Annotated in this window: 12 protein-coding genes; all 12 read right to left on the bottom strand. The window is 58.9% G+C overall.

All coding sequences use genetic code 11. The features are described 5' to 3' along the window. Positions 1 to 177 precede the first annotated feature (177 nt). Entirely contained in the window at positions 178 to 1548 is a 1371-nt protein-coding gene (locus CUC55_RS21840) for an APC family permease (RefSeq protein ID WP_067650945.1), read from the bottom strand. Between the two features lie 140 nt (positions 1549 to 1688). Continuing rightward, entirely contained in the window at positions 1689 to 2177 is a 489-nt protein-coding gene (locus CUC55_RS21835) for a MaoC family dehydratase (RefSeq protein ID WP_067650942.1), read from the bottom strand. A 94-nt stretch (positions 2178 to 2271) separates the two neighbouring features. Next, positions 2272 to 4227 carry a glycogen debranching protein GlgX gene (glgX, locus tag CUC55_RS21830; protein ID WP_103089115.1) on the bottom strand — a complete coding sequence of 652 codons (1956 nt, stop codon included), beginning with the start codon at positions 4225 to 4227 and terminating at the stop codon, positions 2272 to 2274. Between the two features lie 220 nt (positions 4228 to 4447). Next, positions 4448 to 6079, bottom strand: coding sequence for an alpha-D-glucose phosphate-specific phosphoglucomutase (locus CUC55_RS21825; protein WP_103089114.1), 1632 nt, complete (start codon positions 6077 to 6079; stop codon positions 4448 to 4450). Next, positions 6080 to 7522, bottom strand: a complete 1443-nt coding sequence (gene glgA / locus CUC55_RS21820; RefSeq protein WP_103089113.1) for a glycogen synthase GlgA — start codon at positions 7520 to 7522, stop codon at positions 6080 to 6082. A gap of 5 nt (positions 7523 to 7527) precedes the next feature. Further along, on the bottom strand, positions 7528 to 8790 hold the full coding sequence (gene glgC / locus CUC55_RS21815) for a glucose-1-phosphate adenylyltransferase (protein WP_067650931.1): 1263 nt from the start codon (positions 8788 to 8790) through the stop codon (positions 7528 to 7530). A gap of 48 nt (positions 8791 to 8838) precedes the next feature. Next, positions 8839 to 11046 carry a 1,4-alpha-glucan branching protein GlgB gene (gene glgB / locus CUC55_RS21810; RefSeq protein ID WP_103089112.1) on the bottom strand — a complete coding sequence of 736 codons (2208 nt, stop codon included), beginning with the start codon at positions 11044 to 11046 and terminating at the stop codon, positions 8839 to 8841. Then, positions 11046 to 13508 carry a glycogen/starch/alpha-glucan phosphorylase gene (locus tag CUC55_RS21805; protein WP_103089111.1) on the bottom strand — a complete coding sequence of 821 codons (2463 nt, stop codon included), beginning with the start codon at positions 13506 to 13508 and terminating at the stop codon, positions 11046 to 11048. The genes glgB and CUC55_RS21805 overlap by 1 nt, the downstream gene beginning before the upstream one ends. 227 nt (positions 13509 to 13735) lie before the next feature. Further along, entirely contained in the window at positions 13736 to 14929 is a 1194-nt protein-coding gene (locus CUC55_RS21800; RefSeq protein WP_425352904.1) for a vWA domain-containing protein, read from the bottom strand. 239 nt (positions 14930 to 15168) lie between these two features. Next, complete coding sequence (locus CUC55_RS21795; RefSeq protein ID WP_103089110.1) at positions 15169 to 16050, bottom strand: transglutaminase family protein; 882 nt, start codon at positions 16048 to 16050, stop codon at positions 15169 to 15171. 3 nt (positions 16051 to 16053) lie between these two features. Then, entirely contained in the window at positions 16054 to 18462 is a 2409-nt protein-coding gene (locus CUC55_RS21790; protein ID WP_425352887.1) for a circularly permuted type 2 ATP-grasp protein, read from the bottom strand. A gap of 1 nt (position 18463) precedes the next feature. Continuing rightward, the gene (locus CUC55_RS21785) at positions 18464 to 21793 is read right to left on the bottom strand and encodes a transglutaminase family protein (protein WP_103089108.1); all 3330 of its coding nucleotides are present in this window, start codon (positions 21791 to 21793) and stop codon (positions 18464 to 18466) included. Between the last annotated feature and the right edge of the window lie 81 nt (positions 21794 to 21874).

Below are 21874 nucleotides of genomic sequence, written 5' to 3'. Positions count from 1 at the left end.
CGTATGGCGGAATGTAGGTGACATTTCCCTCTTCCGTCATCTCGGCCTTGAGCCGGGATCCAGTCAGGCCAAGTCCTTGAGCTGAAAGAGTCTTTTGACCTGACGGACATCAGGTCGCTGGACCCTTGCTCAGGGCCGGGGTGACGGAGTGGGGGCGTGTGACGCCTGTTACGCCTGTTACGCCGCCTTCTCCTGCATCTTCATGAAGCTGATCGTCGCCAGCCACAACAACACGCCGATGAACAGCAGCACACCAGCGATGGAATATTGCACCATATCTCGCCCTGTCCATGGTCCGACGAGGAAGAAGCAACTGACGGCGCCGATGATGGGCAGGATGGTGGGGGTACGGAAGTGTTTGTGCTCGACCTTGTCCTTTCGCAGCACCAGTACGGCAACGTTGACGATGGTGAAGACGCCAAGCAGGAGCAGCGCTGTGGTGCCGCCGAGGGCCGGGACGCCGCCTGCAAAGGCGATGAGGCCGATGGCGATGATCGAGGTGAAGACGATGGCGATATAGGGTGTCTGGCGGGCCTTGTGGACCTTGCCGAGTGCGGGGGGCAGGACGCCTTCGCGGCTCATGCCATAGATCAGGCGGCTGGCCATCATCATGTTGATGAGGGCGGAATTGGCCACCGCGAACATGGTGATGATGCCGAAAATGCCGATGGGAAAGTTGGGTGCGCCAGCGGCCACCACTTTCAGCAAGGGCGTTTCGCCTTCGCCAAGATCTGCTGCCGGAACCAGCGTTATAGCGGAAATGGCGACGAGAACATAGATGACGCCGGTGATCGCGAGGCCGCCGAGTAGCACCTTGGGGAAGATGCGGGCTGGCTGCTTGCATTCCTCGGCCATATTGACCGAATCCTCGAAGCCGACCATGGCGAAGAAAGCGAGCGTCGTTGCGGCGACCACGGACCAGATGACGCCATGTTCGCCCGCAGGCTCGAATGTCCAGACGCGGGAAACGTCGCCCTGTCCATTGCCGATGGCCCAAAAGCCTATGCCGATGATGATCAAGAGGCCGGTCAGTTCAACGATGGTCAGCACCACATTCATCTTCACGCTTTCGCCTACGCCGCGAAAATTGATGAGCGCAATTGCGACAATGAAGGCGATGGCGACACCGGTGACGCCGAAGGCACCGAAGTCAAACCCGGTGACGGTGGTGAAGTTGGCGGCAAAGGCCCGTGACGCCGTGGAGGCGGATGTAACGCCCGACGACATGACCGTGAAGGCGACGAGGAAAGTGATGAAATGCACGCCGAAGGCCTTGTGCGTGTAAAGCGCTGCCCCTGCGGCTTTCGGATATTTGGTGACCAGTTCCAGATAGGAACAGGCGGTCAGAAGCGCGACACCGAAGGCGATGAGGAATGGTAGCCAGACGACACCGCCGACCTCCGCCGCGACCTGTCCGGTCAACGCGTAAATGCCGGTGCCGAGAATATCTCCCACGATAAACAGAAGCAGCAGCCCCGGCCCGATGACGCGTTTGAGCTCAGTTTTCGGCTCTGCGGAATCGTCCGGTTGCGTGATATTTTGTGCCATTGAATTGTCCCCCNTCAAGGCGTGTAGCCTTCAACGCGTATAGCGGGGACAGGTTCCGGCCAGTCAGGAAGAAAACGTTGTGCGCAATGGATGTTCGCTAGCGGGACCGTGAGGGCGAACGCAACACGATGCTGCGCGCGTCACACGTCTTCCGGCCGATCCTCGGGGTTAAACTGACTGATGGTTGTCCACCGCGCTGTCAAAGCTGGTTTCTTTTCGTCTTCGATTTCCACCGTCACATCATAGGTGTTCATCAGCATGGCACCGCCGCGGAAGCGGGCTTCGGCGAGTGTGAAGTGGCCGCGGATGCGCGCGCCGCTTTTGACGGGGGCGACGAAGTGGAGTTTGTCGAAGCCGTAATTGATGCCCATCGTTTGTTCGCGGATTTTCGGCAGGGCGCTGTAGTTCATGGCCGAGAGCAGGGACAGCGTGAGGAAGCCGTGGGCGATGGTGCCGCCGAAGGGGCTTTCGTTCCTGGCGCGTTCGGGATCTGTGTGGATGAACTGGTCGTCGAGCGTGGCCTTGGCGAAGGCGTCGATCATCGCTTGATCGACGGTGATCCAGTCCGATACTCCGACTTCGGAGCCGACTAGGTCTTTAACGTCAGCCAGAGAGATTTCTTTGGGCATGGTTCCTCGCGAAGACATGGCATTTGAACGCTTTGACGTGCCGAACTCTACAGGGGCGGGCCTAAAGAACAATGGCCTTTTTGCAATGCAGCATTCAAGGCCGCAGATAGAAGACGACTGAGCGGGCAGGCAGGTGGGCGGGATTTCCGAAATTCGTGCCGATAGCCTGCCAACCTTCGCCGGGCAGTGAAAACGGCACGACCGCGTGGGTCCGGTTGAACAGAATGGCAAGCCGGACAGGGTCATCGGTCAGGCTGTCATGGGTTTNGACGAGAACGGAGAGCGGCGTGCCTTCCGGCTTTTCCCAGTCCGTCGCGTTCATCGGCTCTCCCGATGGTGACAGCCAGGAGACGTCATCGGTATGGGGCGAAANGAAATTCATGTCGCTGAAAGCGCTGAAGCGCCTGCGCAGATTGGACAGGAAAGCCGTATGTTCGATCAGTTCCGGCGAAAGCGCTGACCAATCGACCCATGTGATCTCGTTATCCTGACAATAGGCATTGTTGTTGCCTTGCTGGCTGCGACCACCCTCATCGCCTGCCGTCAGCATGATGGTTCCGCGCGTGGCAAATAGCGTGGAGAGCATCGACTTGACGTCGTTGATGCGGGCGGCATGGATGGCTGGATCGTTGGTCAGCCCCTCGACGCCGTTGTTCCAGGAATGGTTTTCATTGTGGCCATCGCGGTTGTCTTCGCCATTGGCCTCGTTGTGTTTGTGGGCGTGGGACACGAGATCGAACAGGGTGAAACCATCATGTGCGGCGAGGAAATTAACGCTGCGGGTTTCGGTTCTGTCGTGGCGGGAGAAGATGGGCGAGGAGCCGGCGAGCGCATCGGCCAGCGCGCCGGTCGTAGCGTCATCGCCACGCCAGTAACGGCGCAGATCATCGCGGGCGCGGTCGTTCCATTCGAGGAAATTGTGGGGGAAATTGCCGAGCTGATAGCCGCCGGGGCCTATATCCCAGGGCTCTGCGATCAACACCCGATCATGCAACAAAGGGTCGGTTTGCATGGCGGTCAGTGTTTCGCTGGCGCTATCAAAACCATCTGCCGTGCGGCCAAGAATGGGGGCGAGATCGAAGCGGAAGCCGTCTATGCCCGCATGCGCCACGAAGTGCCGGAGGGTGTCGAGAACAAGCTGGCGGACGTAAGGGTGGTCGCAGGCGACGGTATTCCCGGTGCCGGTGTCGTTGACCAGCGTGCCGGGATCATTTGGCATATGGCGGTAATAGGTGAGGTTATCCAGCCCGCGCAGAGACAGCGTCGAACCGAAGCGGTCACTTTCGCCGGTGTGGTTGAAGACGAGATCGAGGATGACGCCGATGCCCGCTTCATGCAGCGCTGCGACCGTGTTTCGTAACTCGTCCACGCCACCGGGGCAGAGGCGCGGGTCCAGGGCCATGAAACCAACGGGGTTGTAGCCCCAACCATTGGTGAGGCCGAGCGGTGGAAGATGCCGCTCATCGATCCATGCGGTGATGGGCATCAGCTCGATGGCATCGACGCCGATGTGTTTGAGGTGGGCGATGACGGCGGGGTGGGCGAGTGCGGCGACCGTTCCCTTGATGGCTTCAGGCACATCAGGGTGGAGCATGGTGAAGGGCTTGACGGCGACTTCGTAGATAAGGCCGCCCGGTGCAAAATGGGGTGGCTGGCGTTTAACCGGCTGATGCTGCGAGACGATGGACTTCGGCATGATGTATGCCGTGTCGGTTCCGAAGGTGAAGAGTGCGGCGTCATGCGTGAAGGGTCGGTCGATCTGTGTGGCGTAGGGGTCGAGCAGGAGTTTTGACGGGTCGAACCACAGGCCGTGGTCTGGTGCGTAGACGCCATCCGCTCGGAAGCCATAGCGGGTGCTGATGGGCGCGTTGGTGGTGAGGCGGTGTATGTCGTCAGCTCCGCGCTGCATGGGCAGGCGGGCGGTTTGGGTGGTGCCGGTGGGGTCGAAGAGGCAGAGGTCGATGTGTGAGGCGTGGCGGGAGTAGACGGAGAATGCCGTGCCGTTTGCCGCGAGGATGGCGCCGAGTGGAGGAACGGTGGGGCTTGGCATGGGGTTTCCGTTCGTTGGGGTTGCGGGTGGGGCCTGTCCCTCTGTCCTGCCGGACATCTTCCCCACAAGGGGGAGATTAGCTGGGCGCGCTGACAACACTTAAATCTCGACAGTAAATATGGCCGAAAGGTTGCCACGAGTCGATCTCCACCTGAGGGGAAGATGCCCGGCAGGGCAGAGGGGGGGNTAAAACCCCACTCACTGCCCTAGCCGAAACTGGTTAGGTAATAACCGTCGGAGCATCACGCCCCGTTTGCTTCTTGATGCCCGCAATCGCATCAGCCGCCGAAATCAGATCAGCCAGAGCCTCTTGCGTTTCAATATTATGGCGGGATGCATCCGCCTCGTAGCGCTCCACGTAAAGCCGAAGCGTCGCGCCCGACGTACCGGTACCCGATAGGCGGATGACGATGCGCGAGCCACCTTCGAAGAGGATGCGGATGCCCTGGTTCTTGCTGACGGACTGGTCGACCGGGTCGTTATAGGCGAAGTCGTCGGCAGCCTTGACCTTCAGTGCGCCGTAAGTCGTGCCGGGCAGGGTGGCCAGCTTTTCACGCAGAATGGAGACCAGCGTGTTGGCGGCGTCACTGTCGACTTCTTCATAGTCATGGCGCGAATAATAATTGCGGCCGTATTCGGCCCAATGCTGGGTGACGATGTCCTTGACGCTTTCCTTGCGGGCGGCGACGATGTTCAGCCAGAAGAGCACGGCCCAGAGGCCATCCTTTTCGCGAACATGGTTGGAGCCGGTGCCGAAGCTCTCTTCGCCGCAAACGGTGACTTTGCCAGCGTCCAGCAGGTTGCCGAAGAACTTCCAGCCTGTCGGTGTTTCGTACATGCCGATGCCGAGCTTTTCGGCCACACGGTCTGCCGCTGCACTTGTGGGCATGGAGCGGGCGATCCCGGAAATGCCGGACGCGTAGCCGGGTGCAAGCTTCGCATTGGCGGCGATGATGGCAAGGCTGTCGGACGGGGTGACGAACATGCCCTTGCCGACCACCATGTTGCGGTCACCATCGCCATCTGACGCGGCGCCGAAATCCGGACCGTCAGCGCTCATCACCGCGTCATACATGTCCTTGGCATGGACGAGGTTCGGGTCCGGGTGGTGGCCGCCGAAATCTGGCAGCGGAACGGAATTCCACACGGAACCAGCGGGCGCGCCGAGGCGCTTTTCGATGATTTCGACGGCGTAAGGGCCGGTGACGGCGCTCATGCTATCGACTACCACCTTGAAGCCGCCTGCAATCAGATCGCGGATGGCGGCGAAATCGAACAGCTCTTCCATCATTGCGGCGTAGTCGGCGACAGGATCGATCACTTCGACCACCATGCCGTCAACATCAGCTTTTCCAATCATGTCGAGGTCGACATCGGCTGCGTCGGAAATGCGGTAGGTCTCGATCGACTTTGTGCGGTCGAAAATCGCATCGGTGATCTTTTCAGGCGCGGGGCCGCCATTGCCGATGTTGTATTTGATGCCGAAGTCTTCGTTGGGGCCGCCGGGATTGTGGCTGGCGGACAGAACGATGCCACCGAAGGCCTTGTATTTGCGAATGATGTGGGATGCGGCAGGTGTGGACAGAATGCCGCCCTGGCCGACCAGAACCTTACCGAAACCGGATGCCGCGGCCATTTTGATGGTCTTTNGAATGACGTCGCGGTTGTAATAACGACCGTCGCCGCCGATCACCAGCGTCTGTCCGGCAAAACCTTCCAGGCTGTCAAAAATCGACTGAATGAAGTTTTCCGCGTAGTTTTCCTGCGCAAAGACAGGCACTTTCTTGCGCAGGCCGGATGTGCCGGGCTTCTGGTCCTGAAATGGCTTGGTTTTGATCGTGTTGATCGTCATTTATTGGCCTTTCGAAATAAGTCGGGCGTAAAGAGCGGCGTAAAGACCTGCACTTTTCTCCCAGGAAACGTCCGATTTCATGCCCTGCTTCTGCATCTGCGTCCACAGTTTCTGGTCGTGATAATAGCGCACGGTGCGGCGAATGGCCTGGCGCAAACCTTCCGCCGTGATGGAGGAAAACTGCACGCCCGTCGCCACCTTGGCGGCGATGGCCGCATGGTTGGCATCGATAACGGTATCATTGAGGCCGCCGTTGCGCGCGACCACCGGGATGCAGCCGTACCGCAAGGCGTAAAGCTGTGTCAGGCCGCAAGGCTCGAAACGGGACGGAACGATGATGGCATCACAGCCAGCCTGCATGAGGTGCGACAGCGGCTCGTTATAACCGATGGCGACACCCACCCGGCCCGGATGGCGCGAGGCGGCGGCCAGAAGCGCGCCTTCCAGCCCGATTTCGCCGGCACCCAGCACGACCAGCCTGCCGCCTGCCGCCACGATATCGTCCACGACCTCGGCGACGAGGTCGATGCCCTTTNGCCATGTCAGACGGGAAATGACGCAAANCAGCGGGCCACTATCCTGATCGATACGGTAATGGCTGGCCACCCGCGCCTTGTTGAGGGTGCGCAGTTTGAGATTTGCCGCCGAATAATTGTCGTGGATCAGATGATCGGTGGCGGGNTTCCAGACATCGGCGTCGATGCCGTTGACGATGCCGTGCATGACATGGGCGCGGCTGCGAATAACGCCGTCGAGACCCATGCCGAATTCCGGCGTCAGTATTTCCTGGGCGTAGGACGGGCTGACCGTGCTGATGACGGTCGATGTCTGGATACCGCCCTTCAGGAAGCTGATATCATTGTAATATTCGATGCTTTCGGTGTTGAAAGCATGGGCAGGCAGGCCAAGCTGGCTGAAAATATTGGCACCGAACTGACCTTGGAACGCGATGTTGTGGATGGTCAGAATGCTGGGGATTTCTGGCGTTTCGGCATAGCGCATATAGACCGGGGCCATGGCGGCCTGCCAGTCATGGGCATGCATCAGGTCCGGCTGCCAGCCTTGCAACTTACCTGCTGCGATTTCTGCAGCGGCAAGGGACAAGGCGGCGAAGCGCTTCCAGTTGTCGGCGAAATCTTTGCCGGTGGAATCGAGGTAAGGGCCAGCCGGACGGTCGTAATAGGCGGGGGCATCCAGAATGAGCAGGTCCAGCCCCTCGTGATGCGCCTCGAGAATATCGGCATGTTCGCCCAGAAGACCCGGCAATTCGGCAATCTTCACCGCACCCTCGACCGCCGCTTTGACAGCCGGGTAACCGGGAATCAGCGTGCGGNTGGTGACCCCGTGAGCCTTGAGAGCGATGGGAAGCGCGCCGGCGACGTCGGCGAGCCCTCCGGTTTTGATGAGTGGATAGACTTCGGACGCAACCGAAAGAACATTCATGAGGTCTATAGATCCAGCTTGTCAATCATCGATTGGGTTATCAGGCAAATACCGCTGTCTGTACGGCGGAAACGTTTTGCATCCAGGTCATGGTCTTCTCCAACAACAAGCCCTTCCGGAATGACGACGCCATGGTCGATCACGACATTGCTGAGTTGGGCGTGGCGTCCGATTTTCACACTCGGCAGCACTACGGCATTCTCAAGGCGTGAGTATGAATTGGCTCTGACGCCGGTAAACAGCAGGCTGCGATTGAGCGACGAGCCGGAGATGATGCAGTCACCCGCTACAACGGATGAAGTGGCCGAGCCACGGCGGTTCTCATCGTCATGCACGAATTTGGCAGGCGGCAGAATTTCCGCATAGGTCCAGATCGGCCAGGACTTGTCGTAGATGTCGAGGTCGGGAACGATGTCGGTGAGGTCGATATTGGCCTGCCAATAGGCATCGATGGTGCCGACATCGCGCCAGTATGGACCGTTTTCGAAATCGGAGCGCACGCAGGACGAGGCGAAACGGTGTGCTACGGCCTTACCATGCTGCACGATATGGGGAATGATATCCTTGCCGAAGTCACGGCTGGAATTCGGGTCGGCAGCATCGCGGCGCAGGCATTCCATCAGGAACTTCGTGTGGAACACGTAGATACCCATGGACGCCAGGGCGAAATCAGGATTGCCGGGAATGCCTGGTGGGTCGGCAGGCTTTTCGATGAAATCGATGATTTCATCCTTCTCGTTGACGTGCATGACGCCGAAACCGACGGCTTCCATGCGCGGCACTTCAAGGCAGCCGATGGTCACATCCGCGCCGGAATCCACATGCTGTTGCAGCATGTATTCATAGTCCATCTTGTAGATGTGGTCACCCGCCAGAATGACCATATATTCCGGGCCGTGGGACTCGATAATGTCGATGTTCTGATAGACCGCGTCGGCGGTGCCTTCATACCATTGCGTTTCGGATACACGCTGGGAGGCGGGCAGAATATCGAAGCTTTCGTTACGTTCCGGGCGGAAGAAGTCCCAACCGCGCTGCAGGTGACGGATGAGCGAGTGAGCCTTGTACTGCGTGGCGACACCGATGCGGCGAATGCCTGAGTTCAGCGCGTTGGACAGGGCGAAATCGATGATGCGCGCCTTGCCGCCGAAATAGACGGCAGGTTTTGCGCGTCTGTCTGTCAGTTCCTTCAGGCGGCTGCCACGTCCACCGGCCAGAACATAGGCCATCGCATCGCGTGCCAGCGGCTGAATTCTTTTCTCACTCATAGCAATCCTCCCATAAAATTCCCGTATGTTTTTNAGACGTCGATGCTCTTAGCTCTCCAGCTCGAGCATGATGACCGCCAGTGGCGGCAAGGTTAGTGTTGCGCCAATCTGGCCCCCTGCATCCACAGCCTGAACGCGCCCGCCATTGCCCTTGCCGGTGCCGCCGTAAATCTCGGCATCGGTGTTGAGAACTTCGCGCCAGCGACCGGCAGTCGGCAACGGCACATAGAAATTCTCCCGGTAGACAGGCGTCAGATTGCTGATGACAGCCACCGGCTTTTCACCCGGTGCCAAGCGAAGCCATGCAAAANCGGAGTTTTCATGGTCATCGGCGGAAAGCCACTGGAAGCCTTCCGGTTCACAATCGCGCGCATGCAGCGCGGCTTTCGAGCGGTACATGAAGTTGAGGTCGCGCACGAGGCGGCGCATGCCCTCATGCATATGATATTGCAGCAGGTTCCAGTCCAGCGAGGACTTCTCGCTCCACTCGCTCCATTGAGCGAATTCCTGGCCCATGAACAGCAGCTTCTTGCCGGGATAACCCCACATGAAGGCGTAATAGGCGCGCAGATTGGCGAATTTCTGCCAGTCGTCGCCCGGCATCTTGGCAATCATCGAGCCCTTGCCGTGCACCACTTCATCATGGGAAATCGGCAGAACGAAGTTCTCGCTGAAGGCATAGAGCAGGCCGAAGCTGAGTTCCTGATGGTGGAATTTGCGATGCACCGGCTCGCGCTGGAAATAGCTCAGCGTGTCATGCATGAAGCCCATGTTCCATTTGAAGCCGAAGCCAAGACCGCCTTCATGCACCGGCTGCGAGACCTTCGGCCACGAGGTGGATTCCTCGGCAATGGTCATGACGCCGGGGTGGTTTCCGTAAATCAGCGTGTTCATCTGCTGGAGGAAACGCACGGATTCCAGGTTTTCGCGCCCGCCATATTCATTTGGAACCCACTCACCTTCCTTGCGGGAATAATCGAGGTAGAGCATGGACGCGACTGCATCGACGCGAAGACCATCAAGATGGAATTTTTCGGCCCAATAAAGCGCGTTGTTGATGAGGTAGGACATGACCTCGACGCGACCGAAATTGTAGATCGCGGTGTTCCAGTCCGGATGAAAGCCCTGACGCGGATCGGCATGTTCGTAAAGAGCGGTTCCGTCGAACCATTTCAGCCCGTGTTCGTCGGTCGGGAAGTGGGCTGGCACCCAATCCAGCAAANCCCCGATGCCGACCTTATGCGCGCCGTTGACGAAGCGGGCAAAGCCTTCCGGCTCGCCGAAACGGGCGGTTGGCGCGTAGAGACCAGTGGTCTGATATCCCNAGGACGGATCATAGGGATGTTCGGAAATGGGCATGAATTCGATATGGGTAAAGCCCATGTCGGCGCAGTAGGGAATGAGCCGTGCGGCCAGTTCATCCCACGTCAGAAACTCACCATTCTCATTGTGCTGCCACGAGGAGGCGTGGACTTCGTAGATGCTGATCGGCTGGCGGCGCTGGTCGATGCTGGCCCAATGTTTGCGATGCGCGTCATCGCTCCATTCCTGAACCAGTTCCGGCGTCGTGACGGAGGCGTTCTTGGGGCGCAGCTCGGCGCGGCGTGCATAAGGATCGGCCTTCAGTGGCAACAACTCGCCATGCGGGCCGATGACCTCGAACTTGTAGCTGCAACCGGAATAGACATCCGGCGCAAAGATTTCCCAGATGCCGGTGTCCTTGCGAAAGCGCATGACATGACGGCGGCCATCCCAGTTGTTGAAATCGCCGACTACCGACACACGCCGGGCGTTGGGTGCCCAGACGGCAAAATGAAAACCTTCGACGCCTTCGAGCTTCAGCGGGTGCGCGCCCATCTTGTCGAAAAGTCGCAAATGCGAGCCTTCGCGGACCAGATAATCATCCATAGGGCCGAGAACGGGACCGAAACTGTAGGGGTCGGTGACCGCCCATTCCGCATCGTCGCGAAGTGCGCGGTAGCGGATCGGCTGACGTTTGGAAAGCTGGATCGGTCCTTCGAAGAAGCCGTCGGCATCGGTGCGGGCCAGTTCACCCGCAACGGTGCCGTCCAGTGTCATGACGGTGACGTTTTCCGCACCGGGAATGAAGCACCGGGCCACAAAGCCGTCCGGGGTCTGGTGGACGCCCAGAACGGCAAAGGGNTTGGAATGCAAACCGCTCTTGATTGCCTCGATCTCAGCCTTAGCGATGGTGCCAGTCTTTTTCTCTTCGGCAGAATTGAGCGGTTTCTTCATCAGGCTCTCCAGATTTCGGACGCGTATTGCCGGATCGTTCTGTCGGACGAGAACCAGCCCATGCGCGCAGTATTGCGGACAGTTTTTTCGTACCAACTTGCCGGTTCGCTCCAGATGGCATCGACGTCACGCTGTGCCTGCGCATAAGCGTCGAAGTCTGCGGCGACCATGAACCAGTCGGTGTTATAGATGCCGTCCATCAACTCGGCGAAACGCGAGCGGTCATCGGGCGAAAACACGCCTGATGCGATGGACGAAACGGCTTGGGACAACTCGGCAGAGTTCTCGATGATGGCACGCGGGTTGTGTCCTTCGGAACGCGCCTGTGCCACTTCGGCGGCGGTCTTGCCGAAGATCACGATGTTGTCTGCGCCGACATGTTCCAGCATCTCGACGTTTGCGCCATCCAGCGTGCCGATCGTCAGCGCGCCGTTCAGGCCAAACTTCATGTTGCCGGTGCCGGATGCTTCCATCCCCGCCGTTGAAATCTGCTCCGACAAATCAGCTGCCGGAACCATGATTTCTGCAAGCGACACATTGTAATTGGGAATGAAAACCACTTTTAGAAGCCCGCGAACTGCCGGATCGTTATTGATGACGCGCGCGATATCATTGGCGAGCTTTATGATGAGCTTTGCATTGTGATAACTCGGCGCTGCTTTGCCAGCAAAGAACTTAACGCGCGGCACCCAATCCAGTTCCGGGCGCGAGCGGATTTGGTCATAAAGAGCAACGGCTTCGACAAGGTTCAAGAGCTGGCGTTTGTACTCGTGGATGCGCTTGATCTGGATGTCGAACATGGCAGATGGATCGACGCGGATGCCCATGCGCTGGGCGACCAGATTGGCAAGACGCACCTTGTTCTGGCGCTTGATTTCGGCAAATTTTNCGCGAAANCCCGCGTCCTCGGCGAAGCGATCGAGCGCGACCAGCTTTTCGGCATCGTCGAGAAATTCATCGCCGATGGATTCGCGGATGAGGTCTGTCAGGCCGGGATTGCACTGCATCAGCCAGCGGCGCGGAGTGATGCCGTTGGTCTTGTTGTTGATACGATCAGGATAGAGCGTGTGAAGGTCGGAAAACACCGTTTCCTTCATGAGTTCGGTGTGAAGTGCCGACACGCCGTTGATGGAATGCGAACCGATGAAGGCGAGATTGCCCATGCGTACGCGGCGTTCGCCACCCTCTTCGATCACCGAGATGGATCGCACCTGCTGGTCGAGCATCTTCTTTTCCTTGCGGGCATAAAGAAGTGTCTGGGCATTGATCGCGTAGATGATCTGCATGTGGCGCGGCAGCAGGCGCTCCAACAGCGGAACCGGCCAGCTTTCCAGCGCTTCGGGCAGAAGTGTGTGGTTGGTGTAGGAGAAGGTGTTGCGCGTGATCGTCCAGGATTCTTCGAAAGTCAGGCCGTGCACATCGCCCAGCAGACGCATCATTTCGGCAATGGAGATGGCCGGGTGCGTGTCGTTGAGCTGGATCGACACCTTGTCCGCAAGGTTGGTGAAGTCTGGATATTGCTGCAAGTGGCGGCGCAGAATGTCCTGAAGCGAGGCGGACGAGAAGAAATATTCCTGGCGAAGACGCAGTTCCTGGCCAGCCGGGTTGGCGTCGGCGGGGTAGAGAACACGGGTCAGCGCTTCGGCCTTGTTGCTTTCACGTAGCGCGCCGATGTGGTCACCGGCGTTGAAGGCGTCGAGCAGGATCGGGTCGATCGGCTGTGCCGACCACAGGCGCAACGTGTTGACGCGGGTACCGCGCCAGCCGACCACGGGCGTGTCGAAGGCGGTGGCGATCATGCGTTCGGCCGGTTTCCAGACAAAACGCTCCGGGTCTTCATATCCGCCGACGGTTTCGACCGAACCGCCGAAGCCGATTTCGTAAGAGCTTTCACGACGCTCGAATTCCCATGGGTTGCCGTGCGCAAGCCACGTTTCGGGCAGTTCCACCTGCCAGCCTTCGGCCATCTGCTGGCGGAAAAGGCCGTGGACGTAACGAATGCCGTAGCCGTAAGCCGGGATATCGACGGTTGCCATCGATTCCATGAAGCAGGCGGCAAGGCGGCCAAGACCACCATTACCCAGCGCTGCATCCGGCTCCAGACCGGCGATCACGTCGAACTCGACACCCAGAGATGTCAACGCATCCTTGATTTCACCCATCAGTCCAAGGTTGGAGATGGCGTCGCGCATCAGGCGGCCAATCAGGAATTCAAGCGACAGATAATAAACGCGCTTGCTGTCGTGCTGATAGGCTTTGCGGGTGGATTCCATCCATTTGTCGATGACGCGGTCTCTGATGACCAGAATGGTGGCTGTCAGCCAGTCGTGCGGCTTTGCAACCTTGACGTCCTTGCCGATGCGATAGGTCAGTCGCTCGATGATTTCGGAGGCAAGAACTTCTGGTTCCGAGCTACGCGGGGCGGGACGAGGAAGATCGTTGGTGACGAGTTTATTGATCATTGGTCGGTCAGCACCTTGTTGGGAGGATAGTGTCTGATTCTGTCGAGCCGGCATGCCTGTCATATCCGCAATTTATGCACCGATATCGAGCCGTGGCAACAGACGTTTTGCCGGAAACGTGAATGACTTAGAGAGTTACGACATGCTTATGGACATTGTGTGAAAATAACAAAAAACCACGCAAACCGGTGTGGTTTGCGTGGTCTATCAANTGGCAGTTAAGGATTTCAGTTCGTCAGGCGGCTGAGATTTCCGGACGCTTTTCTGGCAATGTCGCCAAAGGCTTCAACGATTTCTTCCATATTCTCCGGCGCGTAATAGTTGTCCGCGCTGGTGGCGCAGGCCTGAAGCAGCAATTTGCCTTTGACGGGGGCCATGAAGGCTATGGTAAAAATCTTGATGTCGTCGGCCTTGGCTTTCGTGCATGTCGCGCGAACCTGCGCGTCGATGCCAGAATTCCAGCTTGCGCTTGCGCCAGTCATTTCTCCGTCTGTCATCAAGACGATGTAGCGATTGTAGAACTTGTTCTTCTGGTTGGCATGCTCGATGCCCTCCCTTGTCGTCGTGATGTTCGTATTGTTGCTCTTGAGTGCATTATAGGCGATATTCAATGCGGCATCGGCATTGGTTCCGCCTTCGGGATATTGCGGAATGGCCTGCACATAGGCGGCTGTTTTCTTCGTGCCCCAATCGAACCCNTGTTCTGCAAATTTTGCATCATTATAAGCAACGGCTGCGGTGCGGACCAATTTGGATTCTGGCGAGGCGCCCAGCTTATACGTCGGGTCTGCCCTGTTGAGGGTATCAACGAGATAGCTCACCGCAGTTTTAAGAGACGTGCTTTTGTTGACATAGCAGGGGTTTGACGTGACCTTTGACTGGCTCTGGCCCCAGTTGCTGGCGGTGTAATTGGGGCAGGCGTATTTGCTTTTGTCGACCGTATCGGTCCTGAAGGACATTGACCCTGAACGGTCCAGCACCAGATACATGGACATGGGAGCGCCCTTGTTGAAGCTGCTTTCCGATGTGCTGGTGGCGCTCAGCGTCAGCGTTTTNGCCCAGATCATGCCCAGCAGGGGGTTGAGCGGCATCTGGTAGCTGACCGTCGTGGAAATCTTGAAGCTCGTTCCCTTGTCGGTATCGGTGCGTTTCGCGACGCTGTTCACATTGGAGTCGAGGGCTTTTTNCTCCAGTTCCGTAAGATTCTGCGCAAAGCTCTGTCCGCCGATGAATGTTGCGACCTGTGCCTTGAGTTCCTCATCGCTCTTTTCGCCTTCGGATTCGCGGAACATGGTTGCGGCGGCGAGTGTTGCCGCATCGGCTGTACTCTGAAGGTCGGATTTGACCTGTATCGCCTTGGTGAACTCAAGCCCGGCACCTGCAACGCCCATCAACAGCGGCAATGATATCGCTGTCATCATCGCAAAATTGCCCTGTCTGTCAGCCAGCAGTGCGCGCATGCTTTTTACCATTCCGGCCCCGTTGAACATCATGTCCACCTGTTCGATTGTGATATGGAATCACATCTACTGCGGGGCAGTGGAGATTTTCCTAACGTAACGTGAGCAAATTTAGCGAGTGCTGAAAATGGAGCATCTTCCACCGCACGAAACCGGCGGATGTTACATTGCGGAGCAGAAATTGTCCCGTTATGGCACGATCAGCTTTTGACGGGAATGACGTCCACGGCCTGTGTCGTCTGCTGGTTGCCGTAGCTTTTCAAGACACCGATGACGGGGGCGATGTCGGAGTAGTCGCGCCCGTAACCAACGACGATATGGTCGTTGCCCGCGACGATGTCGTTGGTGGGGTCCAGCTCGATATAACCTGTCGCTTCACCGCACCAGACGCGCACCCAGGCGTGCATGGCGTCCGCACCTTCCAGCCGTTCCTTGCCCGCAGGCGGAATGGTGCGCAGGAAGCCGCTGACATAGCCTGCGGGAATGCCGAGGCTGCGCAGCGCCGATATCATGATATGCGAGAAATCCTGGCAGACGCCGCGTTTCAGCTTGAAGGCTTCGGCTGGTGTCGTGTCCACCGTGGTCGCCTCGCCATCATATTTGAAGTCCTTATAGATGCGTTTGCACAGCGCCAGCGCAATTTCACGGATCGTCATGCCGGGTTTGATGGTCTCGCGGGCGTAGGCTGCAATCGCTGCGTTTTCACCAATGCGCGGGCTAAGACCTGCCAGGTGGTGGGGGNATTGGGGGTCGAGCGACCAGACGGTGGCGAGATCCCGCGGCAGTTTTGAAAGTTCGGGCGAAAAATCTGCCGTCAGCGACGCGCTTTCCACCGACACGCGTGCCTGCATGCGGATATCCAGCTTGTCATGCGAAGCGCGCAGAAAGACCGATGTGGCGCTCTGCTGGAAGAAATCGTTGAAANCCGTGCGCTCTTCCGGTGAGGGAGAGACGCTGAGCGAACCTGCAATCAGCCTTTGCCTGCCGGGGATCGACAGCGGCATGACACGGATGATGTGGCGCGCGCCGGACGCCAGCGTATCGTAGATATAGCCCATGTGCAGCGTCAGATCGTAGAGCATGGGTTATCCGAGATATGTCTGGGCAAGAAGGTCCGACAGGTGTTCCAGATCCTGCTCCAACTGCCGGAAGAGGGCAGGGGTCAAGTTCTCCGGGGTCAGGACGGCAAGGCCTGAATGGACCCGCATCACTTCGCGGTAGAAAGGTGACATCTGGCCGTTGACGAAGGCATTGGGCAGTTGCTCCACTTCGGTGCGGATTTCATTGAGCTGGAACAGGATGGAGCGTGGATTGAGCGGATCGAGGCCGAGCAGGTCCATGACCGTCAATGCCGCCGTATTCACATTGTAGCGACGGCGATGGGTCATGACGCTGTCGCCGATTTCGAGCAGCATGTCGTGGGAACCATCAGGCGCTTCCGGCCCGCTCATATGGCCGAGAAGGCGAGTCAGGTGCAGCCCCCGCTCCAGATAACGACCAATGGAGAGGAACCGCCAGCCGGTGAAACGGTACATGTTTNCATGCACCAGACCGGCAAAACCCGCCAGTTTGCGCAGCAGCACCGTCATGGCGTGAGTTGCGTCATCGCCGGCGGCGACCTTGCTTTTGAAGCGGCGCGCGGTCTTGGCAAGATCGTTGAGCGCCAGCCAGCCATCGGGCGAGAAACGGTCTCTGATATTGCTGGCGGAATATATCGCGCTGTTGAGGTTGGCGATGAGGCTCGCCGGAACGGATTCTTCGACGTCGATATCGACGGTTTCAAGATATGCGGTGACATGGGCCAGAAGCGGCTGCTTCGGATCTGCGGATTCGGCAAAGCGGGCATGCCATGCGCGCAGAATGCGCAGCGCCCCTTCGGCGCGCTCGATGTAACGTCCAAGCCAGAAGAGATTGTCAGCCGCACGGCTCGGCAGGCTGCCGGGCATGTTGCGGATGAAGTTTTCTTCGGCGGGTAAAAGCGTGGTGCGCTCCACCGGCTTTGCGGAGACGATCCAGACATCGGCGGCGCTGCCGCCTGCCTGCATGGCAATGGCCGCCGTATCGTTGCTACGGCCGATGCGGGCAAAGCCGCCGGGCATCACCTGCCAGCCACTTTCCGTGCGTGCCGCAAAGACGCGAAGGCTCATCGGGCGCGGCACCAGCTTGCCATCGATATAGGCAGGCGTGGTGGACAGCGTCACGACTTCCTGACCGACCAGCTTGTGGCCGTCGCTCGCCAGCCAGTCGCCGATGGAATCCTTGGCCGTTTCGCGCAGCGAAGAGCCGAGAACCGACTGGCCGTTGTCATCGAAGAAGGGCAGGCGCGAATAGGCGGGACCGATGACCATGCGCTCGATGTTGCGCGCCACATGCTCGCGTTCGGACGGCTGGCCGCACCACCATGTGGCGATGGATGGCATGGCGAGGTCTTCGTTCAGCAAATGACGACAGATGGCGGGCATGAAGGCAAGCAGCGCCCGCGTTTCCAGAATGCCTGACCCCAACGCATTGACCATGCTGAGCGAGCCGGAGCGCAGTGCCTGCACCATTCCGGGGGTGCCGATATGGGAATTCTGGTCCAGTTCCAGCGGGTCTGTATAGGAGGCATCCAACCGCCGCCACAACACGCCGATGGGTTTCAGGCCGGCGACGGTGCGCACCATGACGCGGTTGTCGACGACGGTCAGGTCCTCGCCTTCCAGCAGCATGAAGCCGAGATAGCGGGCGATATAGGCGTGTTCGAAATAGGTTTCGCTGGCGGGGCCGGGCGTCAGAACCGCGATACGGTCATCCGGGTGCTGGCGGTGCGACTGCAGCGTATCGCGAAATGCGCCGAAGAAGGAAGCGAGGCGGTGAACATGGGATTCGCCGTAGATATCGGAAAAGGCACGGGTAGTGGCCACGCGGTTTNCCAGTGCGAAACCCGCGCCGGATGGGGCTTGCGTGCGGTCCGCCAGCACCCACCAGTTGCCGTCTGGTCCGCGGCCGATTTCGAACGAACAGAAATGCAGATAATGGCCGTTAGCCGGTTTGACACCCGCCATGGCGCGTAGATATTCGGGGTTGGACGCGACCAGCGAAGGCGGAACATAGCCCTGTTGCACCAGACGATTTTCGCCGTAGAAATCCGCAACGATGCTTTCCAGCAGATTGGCGCGCTGCACCAGGCCATGGGAGACGGCTTCCCATTCCTTCTCATCGATGAGAACGGGGATATGCGAGATCGGCCAGTTGCGTTCGGTATTCCCCTGCGCGCTATAATCACGATAGAAGACGCCGGCATCGCGCAAGTAACGGTCGGTGCGAGCGAAACGCTCGTGCAGTTCGCGTTCGTCCATGCGCTCCAGCGCGTTGACGAATGGCTGCCAGACAGGGCGAATGCGGCCGTTAATATCCAGCATTTCATCGGCAATGCCGGATAAAGCGCGGTAGCCCAGCATGGATGCCATGCCGGGCTTTGCCTCTATCCGTTTTCTTGCCGGTGTCTTTGCCAACTCACACTCCCTGCGGACGTCTTAGATCGAGCGTCAGCGGGAATTCCGGCGACGCAGCTTCCGGCCACAGAGTATATTGACCGGCGGTATGCCCCCACGGTTCGAAGCGGGCGAGCCTGCGGGCTTCCGCTTCGTTTCCATTGACAGGGAACGTCTCATAGGTGCGGCCGCCCGGATGAGCAACATGATAGATGCAGCCGCCGATCGATCGGTTCGACCATGTATCATATATATCGAAGGTTAGCGGTGTGTTGACTGGCAAGGCGGGGTGCAGACCCTGTGATGGCTGCCACGCCTTGAAGCGCACACCGGCGACGGAAACGCCGGAATTTTCCGCCTGTTTGAGCGGCACGGCGCGGCCATTGCAAGCCACGGTGTAGCGGGACGGATTGGAGGTTTCCAGCCGCACCTGCAAGCGTTCAACCGACGAATCGACATAACGCACTGTGCCACCGATGGCACCCTGTTCGCCCATGACATGCCATGGCTCCAGCGCCTGACGAAGCTCCAGCTTGGAGCCTTCATATTCGACCTCGCCGAAGAAGGGAAAGCGGAACTCCAACTGTGCCGTGAACCATTCGGGTTTCACATCGAAGCCGTTGTCCTTTAGGTCGGCGAGAACATCGAGGAAATCCGCCCAGATGTAATGGGGCAGCATGAACCGGTCGGCCAGCGCCGTTCCCCAACGCACGAAACGGCCACCCGACGGGTTCTTCCAGAAGCGGGCGATGATGGCACGCACCAGCAATTGTTGGGCCAGCGACATGCGGGCATTCGGTGGCATTTCGAAGCCACGGAATTCCACCAGACCCAGACGACCGGTCGGACCATCCGGCGAAAACAGCTTGTCGATGCAAATCTCGGAGCGGTGCGTGTTGCCGGTGACATCCGTTAGCAGGTTGCGGAACAGGCGGTCGACCAGCCACGGCAAAGGCGGCGCACCTTCGCCCGGCATCGGCACCTGCGCCATGGCGATTTCCAGCTCGTACATGCTGTCATGACGGGCTTCATCGATGCGCGGGGCCTGGCTTGTCGGGCCAATAAAGAGGCCGGAAANCAGGTAGGACAGCGAAGGATGCCGCTGCCAATGCAGCACAAGGCTTTTCAGCAGATCTGGACGGCGCAGGAACGGGCTGTTTNCAGGATTGGCACCGCCGACCACCACATGGTTGCCGCCGCCGGTGCCGGTGTGGCGACCGTCGATCATGAATTTGTCTGCACCCAGTCGGGTCTGGCGTGCGTCCTCATAGACCGCCGTGGTAATATCGACGCAATCCTTCCAGCTTTCGGCCGGATGGATGTTGACCTCGATAACACCGGGGTCTGGTGCTACGCGGATGACGTTCATGCGTTCATCATGCGGCGGCGTGTAACCCTCGATGTGGACGGGAAGGCCAAGATCGGTCGCGGCAGCTTCAGCGGCGGCGACGAGATCGAGGTAGTCCTCGATACGTTCCACCGGTGGCATGAAGACGCAGAGGCGTCCGTCACGCGCTTCCACGGACATGGCGGTGCGAACTTCGCCATTGATATCGCTGATGGATTGCTCGATGCGCTCCTGCGTTGCGCCTTCCGAAGCCTGAAACGAAGCTTCCGGCAGGGCGCGGGCAGAGGGTGCGACGGCATCCGGCAGCGGACCACGCGGAACGGAAGGGTCGGCAGGGTGGATATAGGGGTAGTTCGACGGCGGAACGTGGGGCAGGGTGCCGAGCGGAATGCGGTATCCGACCGGGCTATCGCCGGGAACAAGGAAGATACGGCCGCGTCGGGTCTGCCATTTCTCGCTCATCCAGCGTTTGTCAGATGTAGCTTTGGCGTTCCACGCCTGTACCGGCAGAATATAACCGGTCGGTGTGGTCAGGCCGCGCTCGAACACGCGGGCGATGCGGTTGCGCTCTTCCGGGTCTTCCAGCTTGGAGTTTGACGGATCGACATTATCGGGGAGATTACCTTCCTTGATCAGCCATTCCGCCGGGTCTTCATAAGCGGGCAGCACCAGTTCCGGCGCAATGCCGATATTGGTCGCGATGTGGGTCAGCAGTTTTTCGGCATCTTCCGACGTTACGCCGGTATCGGCACCTTCTCGTGCGACCAGATCTGGATTGTGCCAGACGGGGTTGCCGTCCTTGCGCCAATACAGCGAAAACGTCCAGCGCGGCAGGCTTTCACCCGGATACCACTTGCCCTGACCATAGTGCAGGAAGCCGTGCGGGGCAAAGCGCTCGCGCAGCTTGCGGATCAGCACATCGGCCTTTTCGCGCTTGGTCGGGCCGACCGCATCAGTGTTCCACTCGCCCGCTTCAAAATCATCGATGGACACGAAAGTCGGCTCGCCGCCCATGGTCAGGCGCACGTCCTGTTCAGCCAGAACCTTGTCCACCTGTTCGCCGAGAGCGTTGAGGCGATCCCAGCTTTCATCCGAAAACGGCTTGGTGATGCGCGGATGCTCGGCCACACGGGTGACCTGCATGTCGAAGGCAAATTCGGTGTTGGCTTCACCGTAATAACCGCCGGAGATGGGGGCGGCATTGCTGAAATGCGGCGTTGCGGCCAGCGGCACATGGCTTTCACCGGTCAGGAGACCCGATGTCGGATCAAGCCCGACCCAGCCCGCACCCGGCAGATAGACTTCCGCCCAGGCGTGCAGGTCGGTAAAGTCCACCTCCGTTCCCGAGGGACCGTCGAGCGCCTTCAGGTCTGGTGTCAGCTGAATGAGATAGCCGGACACGAAGCGGGCGGCAAACCCGAGATGGCGCAGAATCTGCACCAGCAGCCAACTGGTATCGCGGCATGAGCCCCTGGCGGTACCCAGCGTTTCCTCCGGTGTCTGCACACCGGTTTCCATGCGGATGACATAGCCGATTTCGCTTTGCAGGCGGGCATTGAGACCGACGACCATATCGACCGTTGGCTGTCCCGGTGTCCAATCGAGCGTTTTCAGGTAGTCCGCAAGAAGCGGGCCTGATGGCTCCGGCGTCTGGTAGATCGAAAGGTCGGCCTTCAATGTCTCAGGATATTCGAAAGGCCAATAGGTGGCGCTTTCCTCCACGAAAAAGTCGAAGGGATTATAGACCGTCATATCCGCGACGAGATCGACCTCGATGCGGAACTCCGTCACCGGATCAGGGAAANCGTAACGGGCTAGAAAATTGCCGTAGGGGTCCTGCTGCAAATTCACGAAGTGGTTGGCGGGCGTGACTTTCAGCGAATGGCTGATGACATGGGTACGGGAATGCGGCGCAGGCTTCAATCGTATGATCTGAGGTCCAAGGCGAATCGGATTGTCATATTTATAATGGGTCAGATGATAGATGCTTGCTTTGATTGACATACTTGCCCTTGCCCGGTTTTTCCGGTTTGCGCGGATTGTGCCGCCCCTCTTTGATTGCTTCGACTTTGTGCAATGCACGCG

The organism is Agrobacterium bohemicum, from assembly GCF_002896715.1.
GTDB classification, from domain to species: domain Bacteria; phylum Pseudomonadota; class Alphaproteobacteria; order Rhizobiales; family Rhizobiaceae; genus Agrobacterium; species Agrobacterium bohemicum.
The sequence above is the reverse complement of the archived record's forward strand: the minus strand, read 5'-3'. Positions and strand labels throughout refer to the sequence as shown.

Bases quoted from the DNA above. Each gene is read 5' to 3' on its own strand.
- glgC (WP_067650931.1), bottom strand. From the start codon at position 8,790: ATGAGTGAGAAAAGAATTCAGCCGCTGGCACGCGATGCGATGGCCTAT.
- CUC55_RS21840 (WP_067650945.1), bottom strand. From the start codon at position 1,548: ATGGCACAAAATATCACGCAACCGGACGATTCCGCAGAGCCGAAAACT.
- CUC55_RS21835 (WP_067650942.1), bottom strand. From the start codon at position 2,177: ATGCCCAAAGAAATCTCTCTGGCTGACGTTAAAGACCTAGTCGGCTCC.